The sequence below is a fragment of the Micromonospora craniellae genome, from assembly GCF_014764405.1.
Taxonomy (GTDB): Bacteria; Actinomycetota; Actinomycetes; order Mycobacteriales; family Micromonosporaceae; genus Micromonospora; species Micromonospora craniellae.
In genome coordinates, this window is record NZ_CP061725.1 from 5155218 (window position 1) to 5175886 (window position 20669).

Below are 20669 nucleotides of genomic sequence, written 5' to 3' on the forward strand. Positions count from 1 at the left end.
GTGGTTGTCGCCACAGGCCGCGAGCGGGACCGCCCGCACCTCGGCCGCGACGACCGGACCGTCCAGGTCAGAGCATCGGGGTGGCGTCGCTGAGCAGTCCCTCGATCTCCGCGACGACCTCGTCCGGGTTGCGGAACACCGGGTCGATCAGCGACCCGCCGCGCCGGTCCAGTGCGCCCCACTGCCCGACGCCGTTGGTGGCCAGGAAGGCCACCGGATGGATCAGCAGCACCGGGTGGGCCGGAGCCACGAGCACCTGACCGGTCCGGTCCACCACACCCTTGCGCCCGGCCAGGTCGACCACGGCCAGCCCCTCGTCGGTGAAGCCGTCAACGTACCGGCCGTCGGCGAGCGTGGTGTGGAAACCGTGGTAGCGGGTCGGCACCACGATCTGCCCGCTGCGGTCCACGGCACCCCACCCCTCCCGGCGGACCGCCGCCACACCCCGGCGGAACGGCCGCACCTCGGCGAAACCGGGCGGCACCGCCACCGCACCCGCGGTGTCCACCGCCAGCCAGCCGCTGTCGTCCCGCACCACCCAGGCCAGCCCGTCGGAGAAGGGGCGCACCGCGAGGTAGGTCGGCTCGACCACCGTCTCACCGGTCAGGTCGATCAACGACCACCGGTCGCTCTGCGGGCCGCGTACCCAGGCCAGACCCTCCCGGAACGGCTGGGCCTCGGCGTACCGGGCCGGCACGGTCAGGTCACCAACGGCGTCGGCGTACCCCCACAGGCCCTCGTCGCCGTCGCGGGCGGGCACCGGGGCCCGCTCCCGCTCCAACACCTCGTCCCAACTACGCGGGTACGGCCCGAAGCCGCTCGCCCCGGCGCGCGCCGCGATCGCGTCCAGCCCGACGCGTACCCGGGCCAGCAACTCGGCGTCCCCCTCGCCGCGCAGGTCGAGAGCGCGCTCGAAGTGGTGGCACGCCTCCATCAACCGGCCCTGGTCGTAGCAGGAGCGGGCGGCGTGCTCGTGCAGGGCGGCGCGCAACCGGTCCGGCAGCTCCGCCGAGTTGGCCTCCGCGAACATCCGGTCCGCCTCGGCGAACTCGCCCCGCCAGCGCAACACGTGCGCCAACCGGGCCTGTGCCAGCGCGGACCGCCGCAGTTCCCCGGTCGCCTCCGCGTAGGTCAGGGCCATCCGGCCGTCGTCCAACGCGTCGTCGAGATCGCCGAGTACGCGCGAGGCCACCGCCCGCAGGCTCAGCAGCCGGGCCCGGGAACGGTTGTCCAGGGCGGAGGCGAGTTTGTCGGTGAGCCCCTGCCGGAGCTCGCGCAGGTCCTCCGGATCGTCGACCAGTTCGCGCAGCGTCGTCGGGTCGAGCCGCCAGCGGTAGTGCGCCAGCAACCGCTCGGGGTCGGCCGGTGCCTCGGGCTCGTCCTCCTGCTCCGGCTCGGCCTCGTACTCGTCGTCCGGCGGCCCCGTCGCCGCCGAGTCGGCGTCCGAGAACGCGGTGTCGGTGTCGGTTTCCGAGGGCGCGGTGTCGGTGTCGCTGTCTGGGCGTGCGGCGTCGGAGTGTGCGGTGTCGGTAACCGGCGGCGTGGTGTCGATGTCCGGTGGTGTGGTGCTGGTGTCGGATGGTGTGCTGTCGGATGGTGTGGTGTCGGCCGGGGGTGCGGCGGTGGTGTCCGACGGCGCAGCCTCGATGTACGGCGGTGCGGCCCCGGCGTGCGGTGGCGCGGACACCGGAGGGGCGGTCGTCGGCAAGGCGTCCACCTCCGGGAAGGGCCCGGACTCCGGCAAGGTGCCCGGGTCCGTCCCGGTCCGCCGATCCGGCGAGGTGGCGGGCACGGCGGAGACCGGTACGGCGGGCGGTGCGGAGACCGGCACCGACACGTCGGGAACCGGTGGTGTGGAGACCGGGCGTGTCGGGGCACCCGCATCGGCGCGGAGCGACGGCGTCGCAAGGGGTGGCGCCGGCGGTCCCGAAACCGGTCGGTCGGCCTCGGTCGACCCGGTGCTGAACCAGGAAGGCTCCACCGGTGCCCCGGGGGGACCGTGGCGGGCGGGTCGGTCGGGGGTGACCGCCGGAGCGGAACTGGCAGCCCCGAACCATCCCGGCCCGCTCTCCGACGGTGCCGGGGACGGCGAGTGTGCGGCCGGCTCGGCCGGCGGTGGGAGAAACCGGGTCGGCTTCGGAGCGGCGGGCTGGGACTCCGGCGTCTCCGAGACCGGTCGTTTGACCGCTGGCCGTTTGACCGCTGGCCGGTCAAACGGTGGGCGGTCAAGAGGCGGGTGTGTCGGCCCGGCGGCCGCAGGCGCGTGCATGGGCGGCGCGGAGACCGGTCGGTGGCTCGGTGGCGCGGAGACGGGTCGCTGACTCGGCGGCGCGCTGCCCGGCGGTGGAGCCGCGACCGGCCGCTGGCTCGGTGGTGCGGAGACCGGCGGTGGCGGCGCGGAGTTCGGTGACGTCGGAACGGCGCGGTGCGTGGGCGGTGGGGGCGTGGGCGGTGCGGAGACCGGGCGGGTCGGGGACGGGCCGGCGGCGGGTGGTACCGCTGCGACCGAGGGCGCCGGGGCTGGTGGTGGCGTGGCGACGACCGGTTGGTCGTGCAGGGGAGCGGGCCGCACCTGGTGCTCGTGCAGCGGTGCGGGGCGTACCTCGTGCTGGTGCAGCGGTGCCAGCCGAACGGTGTCCCCGGCGGGTGCCCGGTTCCCGGCTGCTGCGGGGGGCCGGTCCCGGTCCGGGCGGTCGAGACGATCCCGGTCGGGGCGAGCGGTGGCCCGGTCGCGGTCGGTGTCGTCGGTCCGGTCCGGGACTGCGGCGAGCGGCCGGTCCCGGTGCGTGACGTCGGGTCGGCCGCGCTCCGGCGCGGGGGAGACGGGACGGGCGCGGCCGGCGGCGGGCGACACCGGGCGGTCCGAGTCCGGCGCGGGAGAGACCGGTCGGTCGGGGACCACTGACAGGTGTGGACGGCCGGACCGGAGTACGTCGTCGTCGGGTGCGGGGGAGACGGGCCGGTCGAGGTCGGGACGCTGGGCGGCCGGTCGGTCGGTGTCGAACCGTTCGGGCCGGGCCGGGTCCGGGACGCCGGGGCGGCGGTGCTCGTCGGGCCGGTGCCGGTCGGCACCGGGTCCGGGTGCCGCCGGTCGCTGGTACTCGCGGTGGTCCCGCCCGGTGCTCGGGCGCAGCGGCCCGGGCGCGGGCCACGGCAGGTCTCCGCGTGCGGGCGCCGGCGCCCGCGCCGGTGGCTCGGGGCGTTCCCACTCGCCCCGCGTGGCGCGGATCGGCTCCTCGTCGACGTAGCCGTCCGGGTACGGAGCGCTGTCCGGGTCGCCCACGCTGACGTCGTCGCGGTAGTCGTACCGTTCCACCGCCGGGCGGTCGTCGACCGACGGCTCGCCGGGGTGGCTGCTCCATTGGTAGCGGGGTCGCGGGGAGGGGTCACCTGTCGACCGGCGGTCGACATCATCGGCCGGTCGACGCGCGGCGGGCAGCCGACGCCGGTCGTCGTCCGGCTCCGGCACCCAGCCGGGTTCCGGGCGCCCGGCGGGGGAGAACGGCGCGTTCCGGTCCCAGCGACCGTCGCGTCCGGTCGGCTCGGGCCGGCGTGGGCGCTCGGGATAGCGGTCCGGGTCGCGCTCGTCCCGACGGTCCGGGCCACGTCGGGCGTAGCGGTCCGGGTCGCGCTCGTCGCGGCGGTTCGGGTCACGTCGGGCGTGCCGGTCGAGGTCGCGGTCGTCGCGGCGGTCCGGGTCACGTCGGGCGTAGCGGTCCGGATCACGGCCGTCGGTGTCGCGGTCGTACCAGTCGGCGTCGCGGCGATCGGGGGCGTCCCAGCCGTAGCGGTCCGGGTCCCGCCGGTCCGGGTCCCGCCGGGCGTAGCGGGCGGTGTCGCGTCGGTCGTCCTCCGGCCGGGTGCGTCGGTCGTTGTCGCGTCGGTCGTAGCGGTCGGGTTCCCGCCGGTCGGTGTCGCGGCGGGCGTATCGGTCCGGCTCTCGCTGGTCGCGCCGGTCCAGGTCGGGTGGGGCGTACCGGTCGCGACGGTCCGGGTCCCTCGGCGGGTACCGGTCGGTGTCGCGCTGGTCGCGTCGGGGCGGTGCACCGGTGGCGCCCTGGGGACCCATCTCGGACCAGGTGATCCCGTCCCGTCCGCGCTCGGACCATCGGCCTTCGGCACCGGATCGCTCGGGACGCGTATCGGCGAACGACCGGTCGTACGACTGGGCGCCGGTGGCCCCGTCATGGCGTCGAGGATCCGGGACCTCCTGCCGCCCAGGCCGGCCGTCCGGCTCGTCGTCCCAGGAACGGCCCACGTACGTGCCGTCCGGGCGGGTCGGCGCGAGCGGCGGTACCTCGGCGCGGCCGACCGCGCTGGACCGGCTACGGCCGGGAGGCGGCTGACGGTCGACGCCGATGTCTCCCGGGTATCGCTGGCCCGGGAACTGGGGATGCCACTCGGCCGTCGGTTCGACGACCCAGGACGGATCGGCGGGGCCGGGCCACCGGTCGGCGTAGCCGCGACTCATCCGCCGGGCCCGTCGCTGCGGCCGGGACGTCGCCGGGTGGCGGCACCGGTCGCGGCACGGTGGTCGGCTCGCGTCCGCTCGCTCACGCCGATGTCACCTCGTCGGAAATGGTCGCGCTGGGCCCCCTGCGGGCCGGTTAAGTCGCTCGATCCCGGCACCGAATGGCTGCGCATGGAGGGTAGCGGCGCGGGCTCGTTCACCGCCACTGCGGCACCCTCGTCGAACCTAAACGTTATCCTATTGATCAGGACATTTAGGTCTTTGGTCGGGTCGGACTTCGGGCGATCCGCCACCCTTGGTCAACTCGCCGTCGCGGCACCCGCAGCGGGTCAGGGGTGCTCCATCACCAGCATCGCGAAGGTACCCGGCGCGAGGGCCTCGTAGCGGTGCGGGGCGTCGCCCGGGAAGGTCGCGTAGTCCCCCGGACCGTGGTCGCCCGTGGCTCGACCGACCGGCTGAACGGCACGTCGAGCGCCACCCCACGTCGAGCGCCACCCCGAGCTCCCACAGTGTCTCCACGCTGGGGTTACCGACACCGGACTCCAGCTGCGACAGGGCCGACCTGGCGATGCCGGCCCGCCGGGCTAGCTCGGTGAGGGAGATGTCCACCCGCCGCTCGTAGCGGAGGGCGGCGGCGATGGTGGCCAACGGGGGAGTGGGTTCGGGGGCCATGGTTCGCTCCGTCGGTCATGCTGTTCAAATTGACGAACGGCAGGGGCGTGTTCATCATGATGAACAATGCGTACGCCAGAACGAACGCCGGAGGCGGGCGTGCTCCGTGACGTCGCCGCCATCGGTGCGGCGATGGTCGCCGTGGGCGTCTCGTTCGGTGCGGTCGCCGTCGCGGCCGGAATCCCCGGCTGGGCCGCCGTGACCATGTCGGTGGTGGTGTACGCCGGAGGCGCGCAGTTCATGGCGGTCGGGTTGCTGGCCGCCGGTAGTCCGGTCGCCGCCGTCCTCGCCGGGCTGCTGCTCAACGCCCGGCACCTTCCGTTCGGGCTGACCCTCGGTGAAACGATCGGCCGTCGGCTGCGGGACCGCCTGCTCGGCAGTCACCTGATGACCGACGAGGCGACGGCGTTCACCCTGGCCCGGCCGCCCGGCGCCGACCGCCGCCGGGCGTTCTGGCTCGCCGGTGTGCTGCTCTTCCTGGCCTGGAACGTCGGCACCGTGCTCGGCGTGCTGGTCGGCGGGGTGGCCGGTGACCCGGCGGCACTCGGGTTGGACGCGGCCTTCCCGGCCGGTCTGATCGCCCTGCTGCTGCCCAGCCTGCGCGACCCCGAGACCCGGCGGGTGGCGCTGGCCGGTGCCGTGGTGGCGGTACTCACCACACCGCTGCTCCCGGCCGGTCTGCCGGTCCTGCTCGCGCTGGCCGGACCGGGGCTGCTGGCCGTCCAGCGGATCCGGGCCCGCTCCGCGCCGGCCGGCACGCCGGAGGCCGCTGCGCATGGTGGCACGCTGAAGACCTCCGCGCCGGGCGGTCTGCCGCAGATCGTTGCGCCGGGGAGCGGGCCGGTGCCCGTCGACGTGCACGACGTGCCGAGAGCCGACGCGCCGGGGACCGGGCCGGTGCCGGCGGGGCGAGGGGAGAAGGAGCCGTGCTGATCGCGGCGATCGTGGCGCTGGCCGTCGGGACGTACGCCTTTCGGGTGGCCGGGGTGCTGTTGCGTGACCGGCTCGACATGCCGGCGGGGGCGCGGCAGTTGCTGCCGGTCGGCGCGGCGGCCCTGCTGGCGGCGCTGGCGGCCACCGCGGCGCTGACCGAGGCGGGCGGGTTCGCGGGCTGGGCCCGCCCGACGGGAGTGCTGGTCGGGGTGGCGCTGGCGTGGCGGCGCGCGCCGTTCGTGGTGGTGGTCCTCGCCGCCGCCGGCACCGCCGCGGTGCTGCGCCTGCTCGGCGTGCCGTGACCGGTGCCGGTCGAAGACCGACGGGTCAGACCGGGTCGCCGAGGGCGACCCGGGGCTCCGGGGTACGCAGCTTGCGGAAGGTGATCGACCGCATGATCGCGTAGAAGTAGAGCGAACCCATCCGCTGGTCGGTCCGCGGGAAGCGTTCCCGGACCAGCTTCTTGATCTTGCGCGAGATGAGCACGGAGTCGATCACCACGCCCAGCGCCAGCGCGCCCCAGAGCAGGTTGGAGGCGAGCCGGACCACCGGGGGCATCGCTTGGTTGGAGCCGATCAGCACGACCAGCGCGCCGCCGAAGAACCAGGTGCCGACGGTACGCCGGGAGTCGACCACGTTGCGGGCGAGCAGCCGCTCCGGTCCCCGGTCGCGGGGGCCGCCCTCGCGCCGGAACTCCGCCGACGCCTCGGCCCGCCGCTGGCGACGCAGCGCCTTGGCCTCTTCCTTGCTCAGCGCCTTGGTCGCGCCGGCCGGCCGACGGCCGGTGGCCGGCCGCTTGGGCGTCTCCCGTCCCTTGCTCGGCGTGTAGCCACGCACACGGGTCGACTCCGCCTCCTCCTCGGCCGGGGTTTCCGGCTCGGTGACGGGATCGGCGAGGTCGGCGGACTTACGACGAAACAGCGACGGCACGCGGCAAGGGTAGCCAACGCCAAGAGCCCGGTGCACATCGCGGGTGCACCGGACCCGTGCGGGAGCGGTCGGGGCCGCCGGCCGGGATCAGGGTCGCTCGACGTGCGCGCCGAGGTCGGCGAGCTTCGCCTCGAAGTCCTCGTAGCCCCGGTTGATCAGGTCGACGCCGTACACCCGGGAGGTGCCCTCGGCGGCCAGCGCGGCGATCAGGTGGCTGAAACCGGCCCGCAGGTCGGGGATGACCAGGTCGGCGGCGTGCAGTTTGCTCGGCCCGGCGATCACCGCGGAGTGCTTGAAGTTGCGCCGGCCGAAGCGGCACGGGGTGCCGCCCAGGCAGTCCCGGTAGACCTGGATGTTCGCGCCCATCGTGTTGAGCGCCTCAGTGTAGCCCAGCCGCTGCTCGTAGACCGTCTCGTGGACGATCGATAAGCCCCGCGCCTGGGTCAGCGCCACCACCAGGGGCTGCTGCCAGTCGGTCATGAAGCCCGGGTGCACGTCGGTCTCCAGGGCCACCGCGTTAAGTTCGCCGCCCGGGTGCCAGAACCGGATGCCGCCCTCCTGGCCCGGGTGCCCCAGCTTCGGTGGGCGGGCGTCGGTCACCTCGTACTCGCCGCCGACCGAGCGGAAGACGTTCAGGAAGGTCATCATGTCGGCCTGCTCGGCGCCGAGCACCTCGACGTGGCCCCGGGTGGCCAGGGCCGCCGCGGCCCAGCTCGCCGCCTCGATCCGGTCCGGGATCGGCCGGTGGGTGTAGCCGTGCAGGCGGGGCACACCCTGGATCTCGATGACCCGGTCGGTGTGCACCTTGATGATCGCGCCCATCTTCTGCAGGATGCAGATCAGGTCGATGATCTCCGGCTCCACGGCGGCGTTGCGTAGCTCGGTGACCCCCTCGGCCATCACGGCGGTGAGCAGCACCTGCTCGGTCGCGCCCACACTCGGGTAGGGCAGCGAGAACTTGGTGCCGTGCAGGCCGTTCGGGGCGGACAGGTGCAGCCCCTCGGGGGTCTTCTCGACCGTGGCGCCGAACTCCCGCAGCGCCTGGAGGTGGAAGTCGATCGGCCGGGGCCCGATGTGGCAGCCGCCCAGGTCGGGGATGAAGGCGTGCCCGAGGCGGTGCAACAGCGGTCCGCAGAACAGGATCGGGATCCGGCTGGACCCGGCGTGCACGTTGATCTGGTCGGTGCTGGCGCTCTCCACGTTGGCCGGGTCGAAGACCAGCTCACCGTCCTCGACGCCATCGGTCACCTTGACGCCGTGCAGCCCGAGCAGGCCCCGGACCACCTCCACGTCGCGAATCCTGGGTACGTCGAACAGCCGGCTCGGGCTGTCGCCGAGCAGGGCGGCGACCATCGCCTTGGAAACCAGGTTCTTCGCACCGCGCACGCGGATCCGCCCTTGAAGCGGGGTGCCTCCGTGTACGACCAGGACGTCGTCGGTCAACGCAACCTCCAGCGCGTGCGTGCTGCCGTGTCGATGTGGGCCACCGTGGATCGCTACCCACGGCGCGGTCGCGGCCAAACGCACGCGCCCGCGTTCTCGTCCGCCCGGCAGCATAGCCCTCTGTGATGAGAATGGATTCGGTCACACTACCCCTGGGGGCATTTATCGGTGATCCGGCACTTTTGCGTACGGCAATGGTTACCGAGGGTGATCAGGCACCGGGCAGTGCGAGCATCTGGTCCAGCGCCACCCGCGCGTGGTGCGCGGTGTCGGCGTCGACGGTGATCCGGTTGACCACCCGGCCGGCGACCAGCTCCTCCAGGGCCCACACCAGGTGCGGCAGATCGATGCGGTTCATCGTCGAGCAGTAGCAGACCGCCTTGTCCAGGAACATGATCTGCTTGTCCGGGTGCGCCAGCGCGAGCCGGCGGACCAGGTTCAGCTCGGTGCCGACCGCCCACGCCGAACCGGCCGGAGCCGCCTCGATCGTACGGATGATGTACTCCGTCGAGCCGACCTGGTCGGCCGCGTTGACCACCTCGTGCCGGCACTCCGGGTGCACCAGCACGTTCACGCCGGGCACCCGATCGCGGACGTCGTTGACGCTGTCGAGGGTGAACCGGCCGTGCACCGAACAGTGCCCCCGCCAGAGGATCATCCGCGCGTCGCGCAACTGCTCGGGCGTCAGCCCGCCGCCCGGCTTGTGCGGGTCGTAGAGCACGCAGTCGTCCAGCGAGAAGCCCATCTCCAGCACCGCCGTGTTGCGGCCCAGGTGCTGGTCGGGCAGGAAGAGCACCTTCTCGCCCTGCTGGTACGCCCACTCCAGGGCCCGCTTGGCGTTCGACGAGGTGCAGACCACCCCGCCGTTGCGGCCGACGAAGCCCTTGATGTCGGCCGACGAGTTCATGTAGGTGACCGGGACGGTCCGGGCGGCGATGCGCAGCTCGGTCAGGACGTCCCACGCGCTCTCGACCTGCGGCAGCGCGGCCATGTCCGCCATCGAGCAGCCGGCCGCCAGATCCGGCAGGATCACCTGCTGCTTGTTCGAGGTGAGGATGTCGGCGCTCTCGGCCATGAAGTGCACGCCGCAGAAGACGATGTACTCCGCGTCCGGCCGCGCGGCGGCCTCGCGGGCCAGCTTGAACGAATCACCGGTCACGTCGGCGAACTGGATCACCTCGTCGCGCTGGTAGTGGTGGCCCAGCACGAAGACCCGGTCACCGAGCGCCGCCTTGGCCGCCGCCGCCCGGGACACCAGATCGGGGTCGCTCGGTGCCGGCAGGTCACCCGGACACTCCACGCCACGCTCGGTGGCGGGGTCGCTGCCACGGCCGAGAAGCAGCAGCGCAGTCGCGGTGTTGGAGGGCTCAACCCAGGTCGACGTCACGCCCACCATGGTCCCACAGCATGACCGGCGCGCCGCCCGTGCCGGTGTGGGCTGCCACACTGCCAGGCATGCGCGTACTGCTCTGTCCGGACAAGTTCGCCGGCACGCTGCCGGCACCCGAGGTCGCCGCTGCGGTGGCCGACGGCTGGCGGGAGATCGCGCCCGGCGACGATCTGCTGGTCAGGCCGCTGGCCGACGGCGGGCCGGGTTTCCTCGACGTGCTCGCCGGAGCACTGCCCGGCACGCGGGTGCCGGTGCCGACGACCGACCCGCTGGGCCGCCCGGCGGCCGGTGAGATCCTGCTCACCGACGACGGCGCGACCGCCTGGCTGGAGAGCGCCCAGGCGTGCGGACTGCACCTGCTCGACGCGGCCGAACGCGACCCCAGGGCCACCACGTCGTACGGGCTGGGCCAGTTGATCGCCGCCGCGGTCGAGGCGGGCGCCCGGACGGTGGTCGTCGGACTGGGCGGCTCGGGCACCAACGACGGCGGCGCCGGGATGATCACCGCGCTGGGCGCGGTCCCGCTGGACGACACCGGCAACGCCCTGCCGTACGGCGGTGCCGCGCTGGCAGCGGTCGCCACGCTCGAAGGGGCACCCCGGCTGCGCGAGGCCCGCCTGATCGCCGCCACCGACGTCGACAACCCGCTGCTCGGGCTGCACGGGGCGAGCAACGTCTTCGGGCCGCAGAAGGGCGCCGACCGCGCCGACGTGCTGCTGCTCGACGCCGCGCTCGGACGCTGGGCCGAGGTGCTCGAACGCGACCTGCCGGGCTGCCCGAGCGGACTCGGCGCGCTGCCGGGCGGGGGCGCGGCTGGTGGCGTCGGTGCCGCGCTCCTGGCGCTCGGCGGGCGGTGCGAGTCCGGCATCGGTCTGGTCAGCCGGGCGATCGGGTTGGAGGCGGTGCTCGACGAGGTCGACCTGGTGGTCACCGGCGAGGGCAAGTTCGACCACCAGTCGCTGCGTGGCAAGGTGGTGGCCGGGGTGGCGGGCGCCGCCCGGGACCGGGGCGTACCGTGCGTCGTGCTCGCCGGTCAGGTCAGCACCGGGCGGCGGGAGGCGGCCTCGGTCGGCGTGACCGACGCGTACAGCCTGGTGGAGCACTTCGGCGGCGAGGAGCACGGCGGGCTGACGGTGGCGATGGAACGTCCGGCGCAGGGGCTGCGGGAGCTCGGCTCCCGGCTGGCCCGGCAGTGGAGCCGCTGACCCCGGGGCGTCCCCGGACCGCCCCGGTGTCCGGGGTGCGCCGGAGTGGCTGGTCACGCTGCCGGGTCACCCGGCGATCGGCGGCCTACAATCAGAAGCTGGACCGCTGTGGGAATCGCTGACCGGCGACTGACGTTGGCCAGGGGAAGACCACTTCGAACGCGCAGGGAGAATTCCACGTGACCACGCCAGCGCAGACCGAGTCGACCGAGGCCAAGGCCCCCACGTCCGTCGTCCTCACCGACGTCGCGGCGGAGAAGGTCAAGGCCCTGATCGAGCAGGAAGGCCGCGACGACCTGCGGCTCCGCGTCGCCGTGCAGCCGGGTGGCTGCTCCGGCCTGCGGTATCAGCTCTTCTTCGACGAGCGTTCGCTCGACGGTGACGTCGTCACCGACTACGACGGTGTCGAGGTGGTCGTCGACCGGATGAGCGCCCCCTACCTGGCCGGCGCCACCATCGACTTCGCCGACCGGATCGACGCCAACGGCTTCACCATCGACAACCCCAACGCAGGCAACTCCTGCGCCTGCGGCGACTCCTTCAGCTGAGTCTCCAACCTCCGACGGCGGAACGGCCCCCCAGCCGTTCCGCCGTCGCGCGTTCCACCCCCACCAACCCCCACCCCCACCCCCACCCCCGCTCCGCGCTCCCGCCCACCCCCGCCTGCCGGCGGTGATCAAGAGGTTTTGGTTACTTAAGGGCGGCCGGGAGGGCGAGAACTCCTTGATCAACCTTGCGGGCCGGGGTGGGTACGGGGGTGTGGTTGGTGGGTTGACCGGGGCGGGATGGTTTGGGGTGATGGGTGGGTAACTGGGCGGTGGGGGAGGTTGGGCGGGCTGGTCGCTCGGTGAGCGTGGTGCCGGTAGGCTGACCGCGCCCCGCTCCCGACCCCGAGGGTTGCCATGAAGATCGCCGTGACCGGCTCGATCGCCACCGACCATCTGATGAGCTTCCCGGGCCGGTTCGCCGACCAGCTCATCGCCGACCAGCTGCACAAGGTCTCGCTCTCCTTCCTGGTGGACGATCTGGTGCTGCGCCGGGGCGGAGTGGCGGCGAACATCGCGTTCGGCATGGGGCAGCTCGGTCTGCGCCCGGTGCTGCTCGGCGCCGTCGGCGCCGACTTCGCCGACTACCGCTCCTGGCTGGAGCGGCACGGGGTGGACTGCGACTCGGTGCACGTCAGCGAGGTGGCGCACACCGCCCGCTTCGTCTGCACCACCGACACGGACATGTGCCAGATCGCCTCTTTCTACGCGGGCGCGATGAGCGAGGCACGCAACATCGAGCTGCACCCCGTCGCGCAGCGGCTCGGCGGGCTGGACCTGGTCCTGGTCGGCGCCAACGACCCGGAGGCGATGCTGCGCCACTCCGCCGAGTGCCGCGAGCGCGGTTACCGGTTCGCAGCCGACCCGTCTCAGCAGCTCGCCCGCATGGAGGGCGAGGACGTGGTGGCGCTCATCGACGGCGCCGAGTACCTGATGACCAACGACTACGAGAAGTCGCTGCTGCAGAGCAAGGCCGGGCTGAGTGACGCGCAGTTGTTGGACCGGGTCCGGATCCGGGTCACCACGCTGGGCAAGCACGGGGTGGAGATCGCCGGGCGGGACTTCGCCCCGATCCACGTGCCGATCGCCCGGGAGGCTCAGGCGATCGACCCCACCGGCGTCGGCGACGGCTTCCGCGCCGGCTTCTTCACCGCGCTCTCCTGGGGCGTCGGGCTGGAGCGTGCCGCGCAGGTCGGCTCGCTGCTGGCCGCCCTGGTGCTGGAGACCGTCGGCACCCAGGAGTACCAGGTACGCCGCGACCTGTTCGTCAAGCGCCTCGCCGAGTCGTACGGCGACGAGGCCGCCGACGAGGTCCGCCCGCACCTGCTGCCCTGACCACTGCACCGTCGGTATGGCGTCCCGGCTCTCGGTCCTGAGCGGTTCCGCTGCGGCGGGCGGGATCGAGAGCCGATCGTCGTGGCGGTTACCCGAGATCAGCCGGCTGGCGATGCGTGGTGATGTCGGTGACGAAGACCGACCATTGGCTGTGCGAGAAGACGAGCACCGGGCCGGAGCGATCCTTGCTGTCCCGTACCGCCATCGCGGCGGGCAGGATCGCGCACTCGACGCAGTCGCCGTTGTTGGCGCTGCGGCTGCTGGTGAACCAACGGGCGGCGGAGAGGTCGCGGGTGGACACGGTGGCCTCCGGGGGCTAGGCCGCGCCGGCCAACTCCCTGATCAATGCGCGCGACTCGGCGGGCGAGAGGGCGACCTGGCGCAGGTTGTCGGCCACCATTCTATAAGTCCGTACGCCGTCCGGGTCCTGCACGTACATCGCCCCGTCGAGGACCTCGGTGTAGGCGATCGGCCGGACGTGGGCGAAGTCCAGCAGGACGAACTTGCCCAACGGAGTCGCGGCATGCGGGCCGTCCTCGGGGCGCAGCACCTGCACCGTCACGTTCGGCAGCTCCGACATGGCCGCCAGGTGGGCGAGCTGGGCCTGCCGCGTCTCGTCCCCGTTGACCCGCAGGCGTTGCGCGGCCTCGCCGAGCACCGCGTGCAGGGTCAGCGGATCGTCGTCGGTCAACCGCTGCGCCCGCGTCTGCCGGAACGACACGAAACGCTCGGCGTGATCGGGACGGACGAAGCCGGTGCCGAGAGTCAGGGCCTGGGCGTAGCTCTCGGTCTGAAGCAGGCCGGGGATCACCATCGACTCGGAGACGAAGGCGCCGTCGGCGAGACCTTCCAGGCCGACGTACGTCTTGAACCAGTCCGGCATCACGTTGGCCCACGGTGCCCACCAGGTCTTGGCGTCCGACCGGGTGGCGAGCGCGGTGAGCCGGTCGATGGCGGGCTGGTCCCCGCCGCAGGCGCTCAACACGGCCGCGATGTCGTCGGGGAACTGCTGGTAGCGCCCGGTCTCCATGTGGCCGAGCTTCGGCTTGCCGATGCCGGTGCGGTCCGGAGCCCGGACACCGCCGTACGCATCTCTTCCCGTGCCGGTCGTCGGGCTGCGACTGCTCTGGGTCGACGCGCCGTCGCGGTGTTAGGTGCGGTGTTAGTAGGGGGCCCTTCCTATGCACGAGGCGTTAATAAGGTGCCCTTCCTTTCACCGCGTCCGGCGGACGTCGCCTTTCACGCCGACCGGCGGACGTCGTAGCCGGGGCCGGGTGCGGCGCCCAGGAACTCCTGCTGGCGCATCCGGCACCAGGCCGGGATGTCGACCGCCGCCGCCGGGTCGTCGGCGAGCACCCGGATCACCGCGCCGACCGGGAGTTCGGGCAGTCGGCGGGCCAGTGCGATCACCGGCAGTGGGCACCGCTGACCGAGGCAGTCGAGGACCTCGTCGGGGGTCGTCACAGCCCCACCACCCCCGCCTCGGCCCGCAGATCGGCCACGATCTGCGGCAACTCGGCGAGGAACCGCTCCACGTCCGCCTCGGTGGTGTTCCGGTGCAGCGAGACGCGGACGTTGCCGTGCGACAGCGCCCCCATCGCCTCCAGCACGTGCGACGGGCGCAACGTCGACGAGGTGCAGGAGGAGCCCGACGACACCGCGAAACCCCGCCGGTCCAACGCGTGCAGCAACGCCTCGCCGTCGACATAGAGGCAGGAGAAGGTGACCAGGTGCGGCAGCCGCCGCTCGGGATCGCCCACCACCTCCACGTCCGGCACGTCGGCCGCCACCCGGGTCCGGATCCGGTCCACCAGCGGCGTCAGCCGGACCGCCTCGGCGTCGGCGTCGGCCGCCGCCGCGCGCAGGCTCGCCGCCGCCGCGACCACCGCCGGCAGGTTGACCGTGCCGGGCGTACGCCCCGACTCGTGCTCGTCCGCCGGCCATGGCGACTCCCAGCGGGTGCCCTTGCGTACCACCAGCAGCCCGACCCCGGGCGGCCCGCCCCACTTGCGGGCGCTCGCGGTCAACACCGACCAGCCGGCCGGCACCGGTACCCGGCCCACGACCTGGGCGGCGTCGACGTGCAGCGGCACCCCCGCCTCGGCACAGTCGGCCGCAGCGGCCTCGACCGGCTGGACGGTGCCCACCTCGTGGCTGGCGGCGATCAGCGCGGCCAGCGCCACCCCGGGTTCCGCCACCGCCGCCGACCAGGCGTCCAGATCCAGCCGGCCGGACCGGTCGACCGGCACCTCGGTCGCGGTACCGCCCCGCGCCACGTGCTGCTCGGCGGCGTGCAGCACGGCCGAGTGCTCGATCGCCGAGTGCACCAGCCTCGCCCCGGCACGTCGGCGACCGGCCAGGCCACCCAGCACGGCGGCGTGCGAGGCGGTCGTACCGCTGGAGGTGAAGGAGAGTTCGTCGGGGCGTACGCCGAGGGTGTCCGCCGCCGCCTCGCGGGCGGCGTCGAGCAACTGGCGGGCGCGGCGGGCCTGGGTGTAGAGCCGGCCGGGGTCGGACCAACCGTCGTCGAGGGCGGCCAGCAGCGCCTGCCGGGCGACCGGATGCAGCGGCGCGGCGGTGGCCGCGTCCAGGTAGACCGGGGAAGGAATCACGTCTGCCCACGCTATCGCCTCGGTCGGCGCAAGATCCCCCGTCCAGGGCGGAGACTGACCCCAACCGGGTCGAGCCCGTCATAGTCGAGTAATCTGCGACCGTCGGTGACGCCTTTGCCGCTGGTGCGGTGGCTCCGCCCGGCGGAGCCGGCCGGATCGAGGAAGCACCGCGGCGCGCTAGGGAGGCAGGACCAGGTGGTCGCAAGGAGTTCGGAGGTACGGCCGACGGCCGTACGGCGCAGCGCATCCCCAGGAGCCGTCGGGCGTCGGGGGCGTCGCGCCGGGCGTCTTACCGGGCTCGGCTTCGGTGGGGCGGCGCTGCTGGTCCTGCTCACGGGTTGTGACGTCGGCGCGGCGTTCGGCGGCTTCGGCTGGCCCCAGGGCGGCATCACGCCGGAGTCCCGGCGGATGTACGACCTGTGGATCGCCTCGTGCATCGCCGCGCTGGTGGTCGGCGTCTTCGTCTGGGGCCTGATCTTCTGGTGCGTGGTGCGCTACCGCAAGCGCGGCAACGAGCTGCCCGTGCAGACCCGCTACAACCTGCCGATGGAGTTTCTCTACACCATCGCGCCGGTGCTGGTGGTGGCCGTGCTCTTCTACTACACCGCGGTCGTGCAGACCGACGTGGTGAAGACCACCAACAACCCCGACGTGACCGTCGAGGTGGTCGCCTTCAAGTGGAACTGGCAGTTCAACTACCGCGACGGCCAGGGTGTGGACGCCAACACCACCGCCTCGGTGCTGGGCACCAGTGAGGTCATCCCGATCCTGGTGCTGCCGAGCAACCGGTCCATCCGGTTCGAGGAGACCAGCAAGGACGTCATCCACTCGTTCTGGGTGCCGGAGATGCTGTTCAAGCGGGACGTGATGCCGGGCAGCATCCGCAACGTCTTCGAAGTTTCCTCGCTGGAGTCCGAGGGCGCGTACGTGGGCCGTTGCGCCGAGCTGTGCGGCAGCTACCACGCCTTTATGAACTTCGAGCTGCGGGTCGTCTCGCCGGAGAACTTCGCCCGTTTCCTCGCCGCCAAGCAGGACGGCGCGTCGACGCAGGACGCGCTGACCTCGATCGGTGAGGACCCGTACGCGGTGACCACCAAGCCGTTCGAGACGCGCCGTACCCAGGACAACTTCAACCAGGCCAGCACCACGGCCGGCGCGGGAAGCTGAGGTAACGCCGGATGAAGACCGAGTGGCGCATCTTCCTCATCATCGCCGCGTTCCTGCTCTTCGCGACCGCCCTCTACGGTGGCTGGACCTATGCCGAATCGGGCGGTCGGGTCGAGTGGATCGGTACCGTGGCCCTGCTGCTGTCGTTCCTGCTCTGCTCGATGTGCGGCGGCTTCTTCTGGTTCGTCTCCCGCCGGATCGACCTGCGTCCGGAGGACCGGCCCGACGGTGAGATCGCCGACGGCGCGGGCGAGATCGGCTTCTTCAGCCCCGGCAGCTACTGGCCGTTCGGGCTGGCCCTGGCCGCCGCGATCGCCGGCCTCGGCCTGGTGTTCTGGCAGCTCTGGCTGCTCGTGCTCGGCATGGTGGCAGTGGTCTCCGCCACCTGCGGCCTGCTGTTCGAGTACTACAGCGGCACCCGGCGCACCGCCGAGCACTGACCCGCATCACGACCTGGTGAATGGGCTGGGTCAGGCGGTGGCGACCTCGATCCAGCGGTCGAGCGTGCGGGCGGCGTTGCCGGAGTCGATCGACTCGGCGGCCCGGTGCAAACCGGCGCGCAGGGCGGTGGGCAGGTCACCGTCCAACGGGCCCTGGGTGGCCAGCGCCGCAGCGGCGTTGACCAGCACGGCGTCGCGTACCGGGCCGGGTTCGCCGGCGAGTAGCCGACGGGCCACGGCGGCGTTGTAGGCGGCGTCTCCGCCACGCAGGTCGCTGAGGGTGGAGCGGGGCACCCCGAGGTCAGTGGCGTCCACCACGGTCTCCCTGACGGTGCCGCCCTGCGCGATCCAGAAGCGGGTGGGCGCGGCGGTGGTGAACTCGTCGAGCCCGTCCTCGCCGCGCATCACGACGACCGAGTCGCCCCGGGCGGCGAAGACGGCGGCCATCACCGGTGCCATGGTCGAGTCGAAGCAGCCGACGGCACCGGCAGGGGGACGGGCCGGGTTGGTGAGCGGGCCGAGGAAGTTGAAGGCGGTGGGTACGCCCAGCTCACGGCGGACCGGACCGGCGTGCCGCATGCCGGGGTGGAAGCGGGCGGCGAAGCAGAAGCCGATGCCGGCCGCCTCGACGCACCGGGCCACCCCCTCGGGACCGAGGTCCAGCGGGATGCCGAGGAATTCCAGCAGGTCGGCCGTGCCGCAGGAGGACGAGGCGGCCCGGTTGCCGTGCTTGACCACGCGTACACCCGCCCCGGCTACCACCAGCGCGGTCATCGTGGAGATGTTCACGGTGTGCGCCAGGTCGCCACCGGTGCCGACCACGTCCAGCGCGGTGGCGCGTACCTCCTCGGGCAGCTCGACCGGGACGGCCTGGCCGAGCATCGCCTCCACCAGCCCGGTCACCTCGGCCGGGGTCTCGCCCTTGGCGCGCAGCGCCACGGCGAAGCCGGCGATCTGGGCGGGCGCGGCCGAGCCGGACATGATCTCGCCCATCGCCCAGGCGGTGTCGGCGGCGGAGAGTTCCTCGCCGCGCAGCAGCGCGGTGAGCAGGTGTGGCCAGGTCCGATCGCCCATGACGGGCCTCCCGAGCAGACGAGTGCGGGTGGGACGGGACCGGCGCCGGCTCGCCCGGCGCCGTGGCGGTGCCGGAGTCGGGCGAGCGTCAGGCGGGTGCGTGCGTCCGCAGGACCTCGGCCACCGTGGCGGCGGTGGTCACCGGGTCGAGCGGGTGGACCAGGGTGGCGTCGACCTCGGCGTACGCGGCCAGCCATCGGTCGGCGGCGCGGGCGATCACCACGCAGGTCGGCGGGGCGTTCTCGTAGTCGTCCTTGACCTGCCGGGCGATGCCGAGACCGCCACCGGGGCTGGCCTCACCGTCGAGCAGCATCAGGTCGATCTCGTAGTCGTCGACCACGCGGACGCACTCGGCGTAGGTGGACGCCTCGACGAACTCGACGCGCAGGTCGGACGCGGGGCGGGTGCCCACGGCGAGCCGCATCCTGTCCCGCACCTGCGGGTCGTCGCTGTAGAGCAGGACGGTGCACAGACGCTCACTCATGCCGACACTCCGCTTCGCTCCGTGCCGTCCGCTGGCACCACCGCACCGAGTCCGATGACTCGCTCGCCACGCTCGCTCATGGTCAGACTTGCTCCCACCTCGTAGCTGCGCCGCCGATCGTACCGGTCGTGCCGACGCCCGGGACACGCCGCCCCGCGCGCCCCGCCGACCGGCTCAGGTGGGGGAGCCGGCGGCGGACTCCGCGGCGCGTTGCCGGGCCTCCTGGCGGTCCAGCTCGCGGTCGACCCGGCGGGCCTCCCGCTCGGCCGAGCGCATCCACTGCACCACCAGGACGCCGAGCATCGTCACGCTGACGAACTCGCCGCCGGCCCAGAGGATGCCACCGGCGAGGACCTGGTCGTCCCACGGGTCGGCCCAGGTCAGCCCGAGCGAGGGGTACCAGTCGCCGCCGAAGAGCGTGCTGCTCTGCATGACGGTCAGCCCGAGCACGGTGTGGAACGGCACCGACAGCAGCATCAGCAGGGCGCGGCCCGGGTACGGCCAGCGCCCGGGCAGCGGGTCCAGGCCGACCAGGGGCCAGAAGAACAGGCAGCCGGTCATGATGAAGTGCGCGTGCACCACCTCGTGCGCCCAGACGTGTTCCAGGGTGTAGCGGTACAGGTCGGTGAAGTACAGCGCGAACGGGTTCACCACGAAGATGGCGAACGCCACCAGCGGGAACGTCCAGATCCGCACGATCCGGCTGTGCAGCACCGCCAGCAGCCGCTTGCGGGGGCGGGTCGGCAGCGTACGCAGGGCCAGCGTCACCGGCGCGCCCAGCGCCAGGAAGATCGGCGCGATCATGGAGAGCGCCATGTGCTGCACCATGTGCACCGACAGCAGCGTGGTGTCGTACGCGTGCAGCCCGCTGACCGTGACCGAGGCGATGCCGCCCAGGCCGGGCCCGAGGAAGAAGACCGTCCGGGCGATCGGCCAGCGGTCCCCGCGCAGCCGCAGCCGGTGCACTCCGTAGAGGTAGAGGGCGGCGGCGACGACCAGGACGACGGCGAGCCAATTGTCCAGCCTGGCCTCGGTGACCACGGCGGTGATCTGGAAGGGCGGCAGGCCGGCGTCGGCCGCGAGCCACCCGGCACCGCCGGTCACCGGGACCGTCGCCGGGCTGATCGCGCCCGCCGTCAGCTGCGGCGCGGCCGATGCGGCCAGCGTGATCGGGTCGGTTTCCAGCACGCCAATCAGCCTAGGCCAGGCGAACCGGACGGTACCGATCGGGCCACTCCGACCACGGGTTTCACCCCCCGCTGATCGCCGGCCGTGGTCAACGGCAATAATGACCGCGTGACTGCGGCCCCAGCCATTGACAAGAGCCGGATCCACTCTCTGACGCGGCCCAACATGGTCAGCGTCGGGACGATCGTCTGGCTCTCCAGCGAGCTCATGTTCTTCGCGGCGCTGTTCGCCATGTACTTCTCCATCCGCGCGGCGGCGCCGGAGCAGTGGGCGATGCACACCGAGGTCCTGAACGTCCCGTACGCGACGACGTTCACGACGATCCTGGTGCTGTCCTCGGTGACCTGCCAGATCGGCGTGTTCGCCGCCGAGCGGGGCGACGTGCACGCGCTGCGGCGCTGGTTCACGATCACCTTCGTGATGGGCCTGATCTTCATGCTCGGCCAGCTCTACGAGTACCGGGAACTGGTCAGCCACGGTGTCAAGATCAATGCCGATGGCTACGGGTCGATGTTCTACCTGACCACCGGTTTCCACGGCCTGCACGTGGCCGGAGGTCTGGTCGCCTTCGTGATCTTCATGATCCGCAGCACCATGGGCCGGTTCACGCCGGCCCAGGCCACCTCGGCGATCGTCGTGTCGTACTACTGGCACTTCGTCGACGTGGTCTGGATCGGGCTCTACGCCATGATCTACTGGCTTCAGTGATCTTGGCGCGTCTCGCGCCGTGCCGCTGCTTCACCCCCGCAGACAAGGTCCAACCGGTTAAGGACACAGGTC

20 protein-coding genes are annotated in these 20669 nt (G+C 72.7%); 8 read left to right on the forward strand and 12 right to left on the reverse strand.

Annotated features, from left to right (window positions below; all coding sequences use genetic code 11):
• Positions 1–67: 67 nt before the first annotated feature.
• A complete protein-coding gene (locus ID554_RS31895; protein ID WP_223884217.1) occupies positions 68–4471 on the reverse strand; it encodes a WG repeat-containing protein in 4404 nt (1467 codons plus the stop codon).
• Positions 4472–4708: 237 nt separating this feature from the next.
• Complete coding sequence (locus ID554_RS23415) at positions 4709–5143, reverse strand: helix-turn-helix domain-containing protein (protein ID WP_223884218.1); 435 nt, start codon at positions 5141–5143, stop codon at positions 4709–4711.
• Positions 5144–5209: 66 nt separating this feature from the next.
• Here ID554_RS23415 and ID554_RS23420 point away from each other — a divergent pair, with 66 nt between their 5' ends.
• Together ID554_RS23420 and ID554_RS23425 are read left to right on the forward strand one after the other, a co-directional pair.
• The gene (locus ID554_RS23420; protein ID WP_117228385.1) at positions 5210–6076 is read left to right on the forward strand and encodes an AzlC family ABC transporter permease; all 867 of its coding nucleotides are present in this window, start codon (positions 5210–5212) and stop codon (positions 6074–6076) included.
• Complete coding sequence (locus ID554_RS23425) at positions 6070–6378, forward strand: AzlD domain-containing protein (RefSeq protein ID WP_117228386.1); 309 nt, start codon at positions 6070–6072, stop codon at positions 6376–6378. The genes ID554_RS23420 and ID554_RS23425 overlap by 7 nt, the downstream gene beginning before the upstream one ends.
• Before the next feature lie 25 nt (positions 6379–6403).
• Here ID554_RS23425 and ID554_RS23430 read toward each other — a convergent pair whose 3' ends face one another.
• The 3 genes from ID554_RS23430 to nadA form a co-directional block, all read right to left on the reverse strand.
• Positions 6404–7006, reverse strand: a complete 603-nt coding sequence (locus tag ID554_RS23430; RefSeq protein ID WP_117228387.1) for a DUF3043 domain-containing protein — start codon at positions 7004–7006, stop codon at positions 6404–6406.
• 87 nt (positions 7007–7093) lie between these two features.
• The gene (murA, locus tag ID554_RS23435; RefSeq protein ID WP_117228388.1) at positions 7094–8449 is read right to left on the reverse strand and encodes a UDP-N-acetylglucosamine 1-carboxyvinyltransferase; all 1356 of its coding nucleotides are present in this window, start codon (positions 8447–8449) and stop codon (positions 7094–7096) included.
• A 211-nt stretch (positions 8450–8660) separates the two neighbouring features.
• Positions 8661–9836 (reverse strand): quinolinate synthase NadA, encoded by a 1176-nt coding sequence (gene nadA / locus ID554_RS23440; protein ID WP_117228458.1) that lies wholly within the window; start codon positions 9834–9836, stop codon positions 8661–8663.
• Between the two features lie 68 nt (positions 9837–9904).
• Between nadA and ID554_RS23445 the strand changes: the two genes are divergently transcribed.
• The 3 genes from ID554_RS23445 to ID554_RS23455 all read left to right on the forward strand — a co-directional run bounded on the left by ID554_RS23445 (position 9905) and on the right by ID554_RS23455 (position 12924).
• Complete coding sequence (locus ID554_RS23445) at positions 9905–11044, forward strand: glycerate kinase family protein (RefSeq protein WP_117228459.1); 1140 nt, start codon at positions 9905–9907, stop codon at positions 11042–11044.
• Between the two features lie 179 nt (positions 11045–11223).
• Positions 11224–11592, forward strand: a complete 369-nt coding sequence (erpA, locus tag ID554_RS23450; protein ID WP_117228389.1) for an iron-sulfur cluster insertion protein ErpA — start codon at positions 11224–11226, stop codon at positions 11590–11592.
• Between the two features lie 354 nt (positions 11593–11946).
• A complete protein-coding gene (locus ID554_RS23455; RefSeq protein WP_117228390.1) occupies positions 11947–12924 on the forward strand; it encodes a carbohydrate kinase family protein in 978 nt (325 codons plus the stop codon).
• 88 nt (positions 12925–13012) lie between these two features.
• Here the strand turns inward: ID554_RS23455 and ID554_RS23460 are convergent, their stop codons facing one another.
• The 4 genes from ID554_RS23460 to ID554_RS23475 all read right to left on the reverse strand — a co-directional run bounded on the left by ID554_RS23460 (position 13013) and on the right by ID554_RS23475 (position 15536).
• Positions 13013–13225, reverse strand: coding sequence for a DUF397 domain-containing protein (locus ID554_RS23460; RefSeq protein ID WP_117228391.1), 213 nt, complete (start codon positions 13223–13225; stop codon positions 13013–13015).
• Positions 13226–13240: 15 nt separating this feature from the next.
• Positions 13241–13954: a DUF5753 domain-containing protein gene (locus tag ID554_RS23465; RefSeq protein WP_199489196.1), complete on the reverse strand. Its 714-nt coding sequence runs from the start codon at positions 13952–13954 to the stop codon at positions 13241–13243.
• Positions 13955–14163: 209 nt separating this feature from the next.
• Positions 14164–14388, reverse strand: a complete 225-nt coding sequence (locus ID554_RS23470; protein WP_117228392.1) for a sulfurtransferase TusA family protein — start codon at positions 14386–14388, stop codon at positions 14164–14166.
• Positions 14385–15536: a cysteine desulfurase family protein gene (locus ID554_RS23475; protein ID WP_117228393.1), complete on the reverse strand. Its 1152-nt coding sequence runs from the start codon at positions 15534–15536 to the stop codon at positions 14385–14387. Before ID554_RS23475 ends, ID554_RS23470 begins: the two co-directional genes overlap by 4 nt.
• A 195-nt stretch (positions 15537–15731) precedes the next feature.
• On the opposite strand from ID554_RS23475, the gene ctaC reads away from it, so the two are divergent.
• Together ctaC and ID554_RS23485 are read left to right on the forward strand one after the other, a co-directional pair.
• A complete protein-coding gene (gene ctaC, locus ID554_RS23480) occupies positions 15732–16703 on the forward strand; it encodes an aa3-type cytochrome oxidase subunit II (protein ID WP_117228394.1) in 972 nt (323 codons plus the stop codon).
• Between the two features lie 11 nt (positions 16704–16714).
• Entirely contained in the window at positions 16715–17143 is a 429-nt protein-coding gene (locus tag ID554_RS23485) for a cytochrome c oxidase subunit 4 (RefSeq protein ID WP_117228395.1), read from the forward strand.
• A 30-nt stretch (positions 17144–17173) separates the two neighbouring features.
• Here the strand turns inward: ID554_RS23485 and trpD are convergent, their stop codons facing one another.
• The 3 genes from trpD to ID554_RS23500 all read right to left on the reverse strand — a co-directional run bounded on the left by trpD (position 17174) and on the right by ID554_RS23500 (position 19889).
• Positions 17174–18217: an anthranilate phosphoribosyltransferase gene (gene trpD / locus ID554_RS23490; protein WP_117228396.1), complete on the reverse strand. Its 1044-nt coding sequence runs from the start codon at positions 18215–18217 to the stop codon at positions 17174–17176.
• An 88-nt stretch (positions 18218–18305) separates the two neighbouring features.
• Positions 18306–18701: a response regulator gene (locus ID554_RS23495; RefSeq protein ID WP_117228397.1), complete on the reverse strand. Its 396-nt coding sequence runs from the start codon at positions 18699–18701 to the stop codon at positions 18306–18308.
• 174 nt (positions 18702–18875) lie between these two features.
• The gene (locus ID554_RS23500; RefSeq protein WP_117228398.1) at positions 18876–19889 is read right to left on the reverse strand and encodes a cytochrome c oxidase assembly protein; all 1014 of its coding nucleotides are present in this window, start codon (positions 19887–19889) and stop codon (positions 18876–18878) included.
• Positions 19890–19997: 108 nt separating this feature from the next.
• Between ID554_RS23500 and ctaE the strand changes: the two genes are divergently transcribed.
• A complete protein-coding gene (gene ctaE / locus ID554_RS23505; protein ID WP_191088617.1) occupies positions 19998–20597 on the forward strand; it encodes an aa3-type cytochrome oxidase subunit III in 600 nt (199 codons plus the stop codon).
• Positions 20598–20669: the final 72 nt, after the last annotated feature.

Bases quoted from the DNA above. Each gene is read 5' to 3' on its own strand.
- ID554_RS23495 (WP_117228397.1), bottom strand. From the start codon at position 18,701: ATGAGTGAGCGTCTGTGCACCGTCCTGCTCTACAGCGACGACCCGCAG.
- ID554_RS23445 (WP_117228459.1), top strand. From the start codon at position 9,905: ATGCGCGTACTGCTCTGTCCGGACAAGTTCGCCGGCACGCTGCCGGCA.
- trpD (WP_117228396.1), bottom strand. From the start codon at position 18,217: ATGGGCGATCGGACCTGGCCACACCTGCTCACCGCGCTGCTGCGCGGC.
- ID554_RS23485 (WP_117228395.1), top strand. From the start codon at position 16,715: ATGAAGACCGAGTGGCGCATCTTCCTCATCATCGCCGCGTTCCTGCTC.
- ID554_RS23415 (WP_223884218.1), bottom strand. From the start codon at position 5,143: ATGGCCCCCGAACCCACTCCCCCGTTGGCCACCATCGCCGCCGCCCTC.
- ID554_RS23465 (WP_199489196.1), bottom strand. From the start codon at position 13,954: ATGGAGACCGGGCGCTACCAGCAGTTCCCCGACGACATCGCGGCCGTG.
- ID554_RS23420 (WP_117228385.1), top strand. From the start codon at position 5,210: ATGCGTACGCCAGAACGAACGCCGGAGGCGGGCGTGCTCCGTGACGTC.
- ID554_RS23455 (WP_117228390.1), top strand. From the start codon at position 11,947: ATGAAGATCGCCGTGACCGGCTCGATCGCCACCGACCATCTGATGAGC.
- ID554_RS31895 (WP_223884217.1), bottom strand. From the start codon at position 4,471: ATGAGTCGCGGCTACGCCGACCGGTGGCCCGGCCCCGCCGATCCGTCC.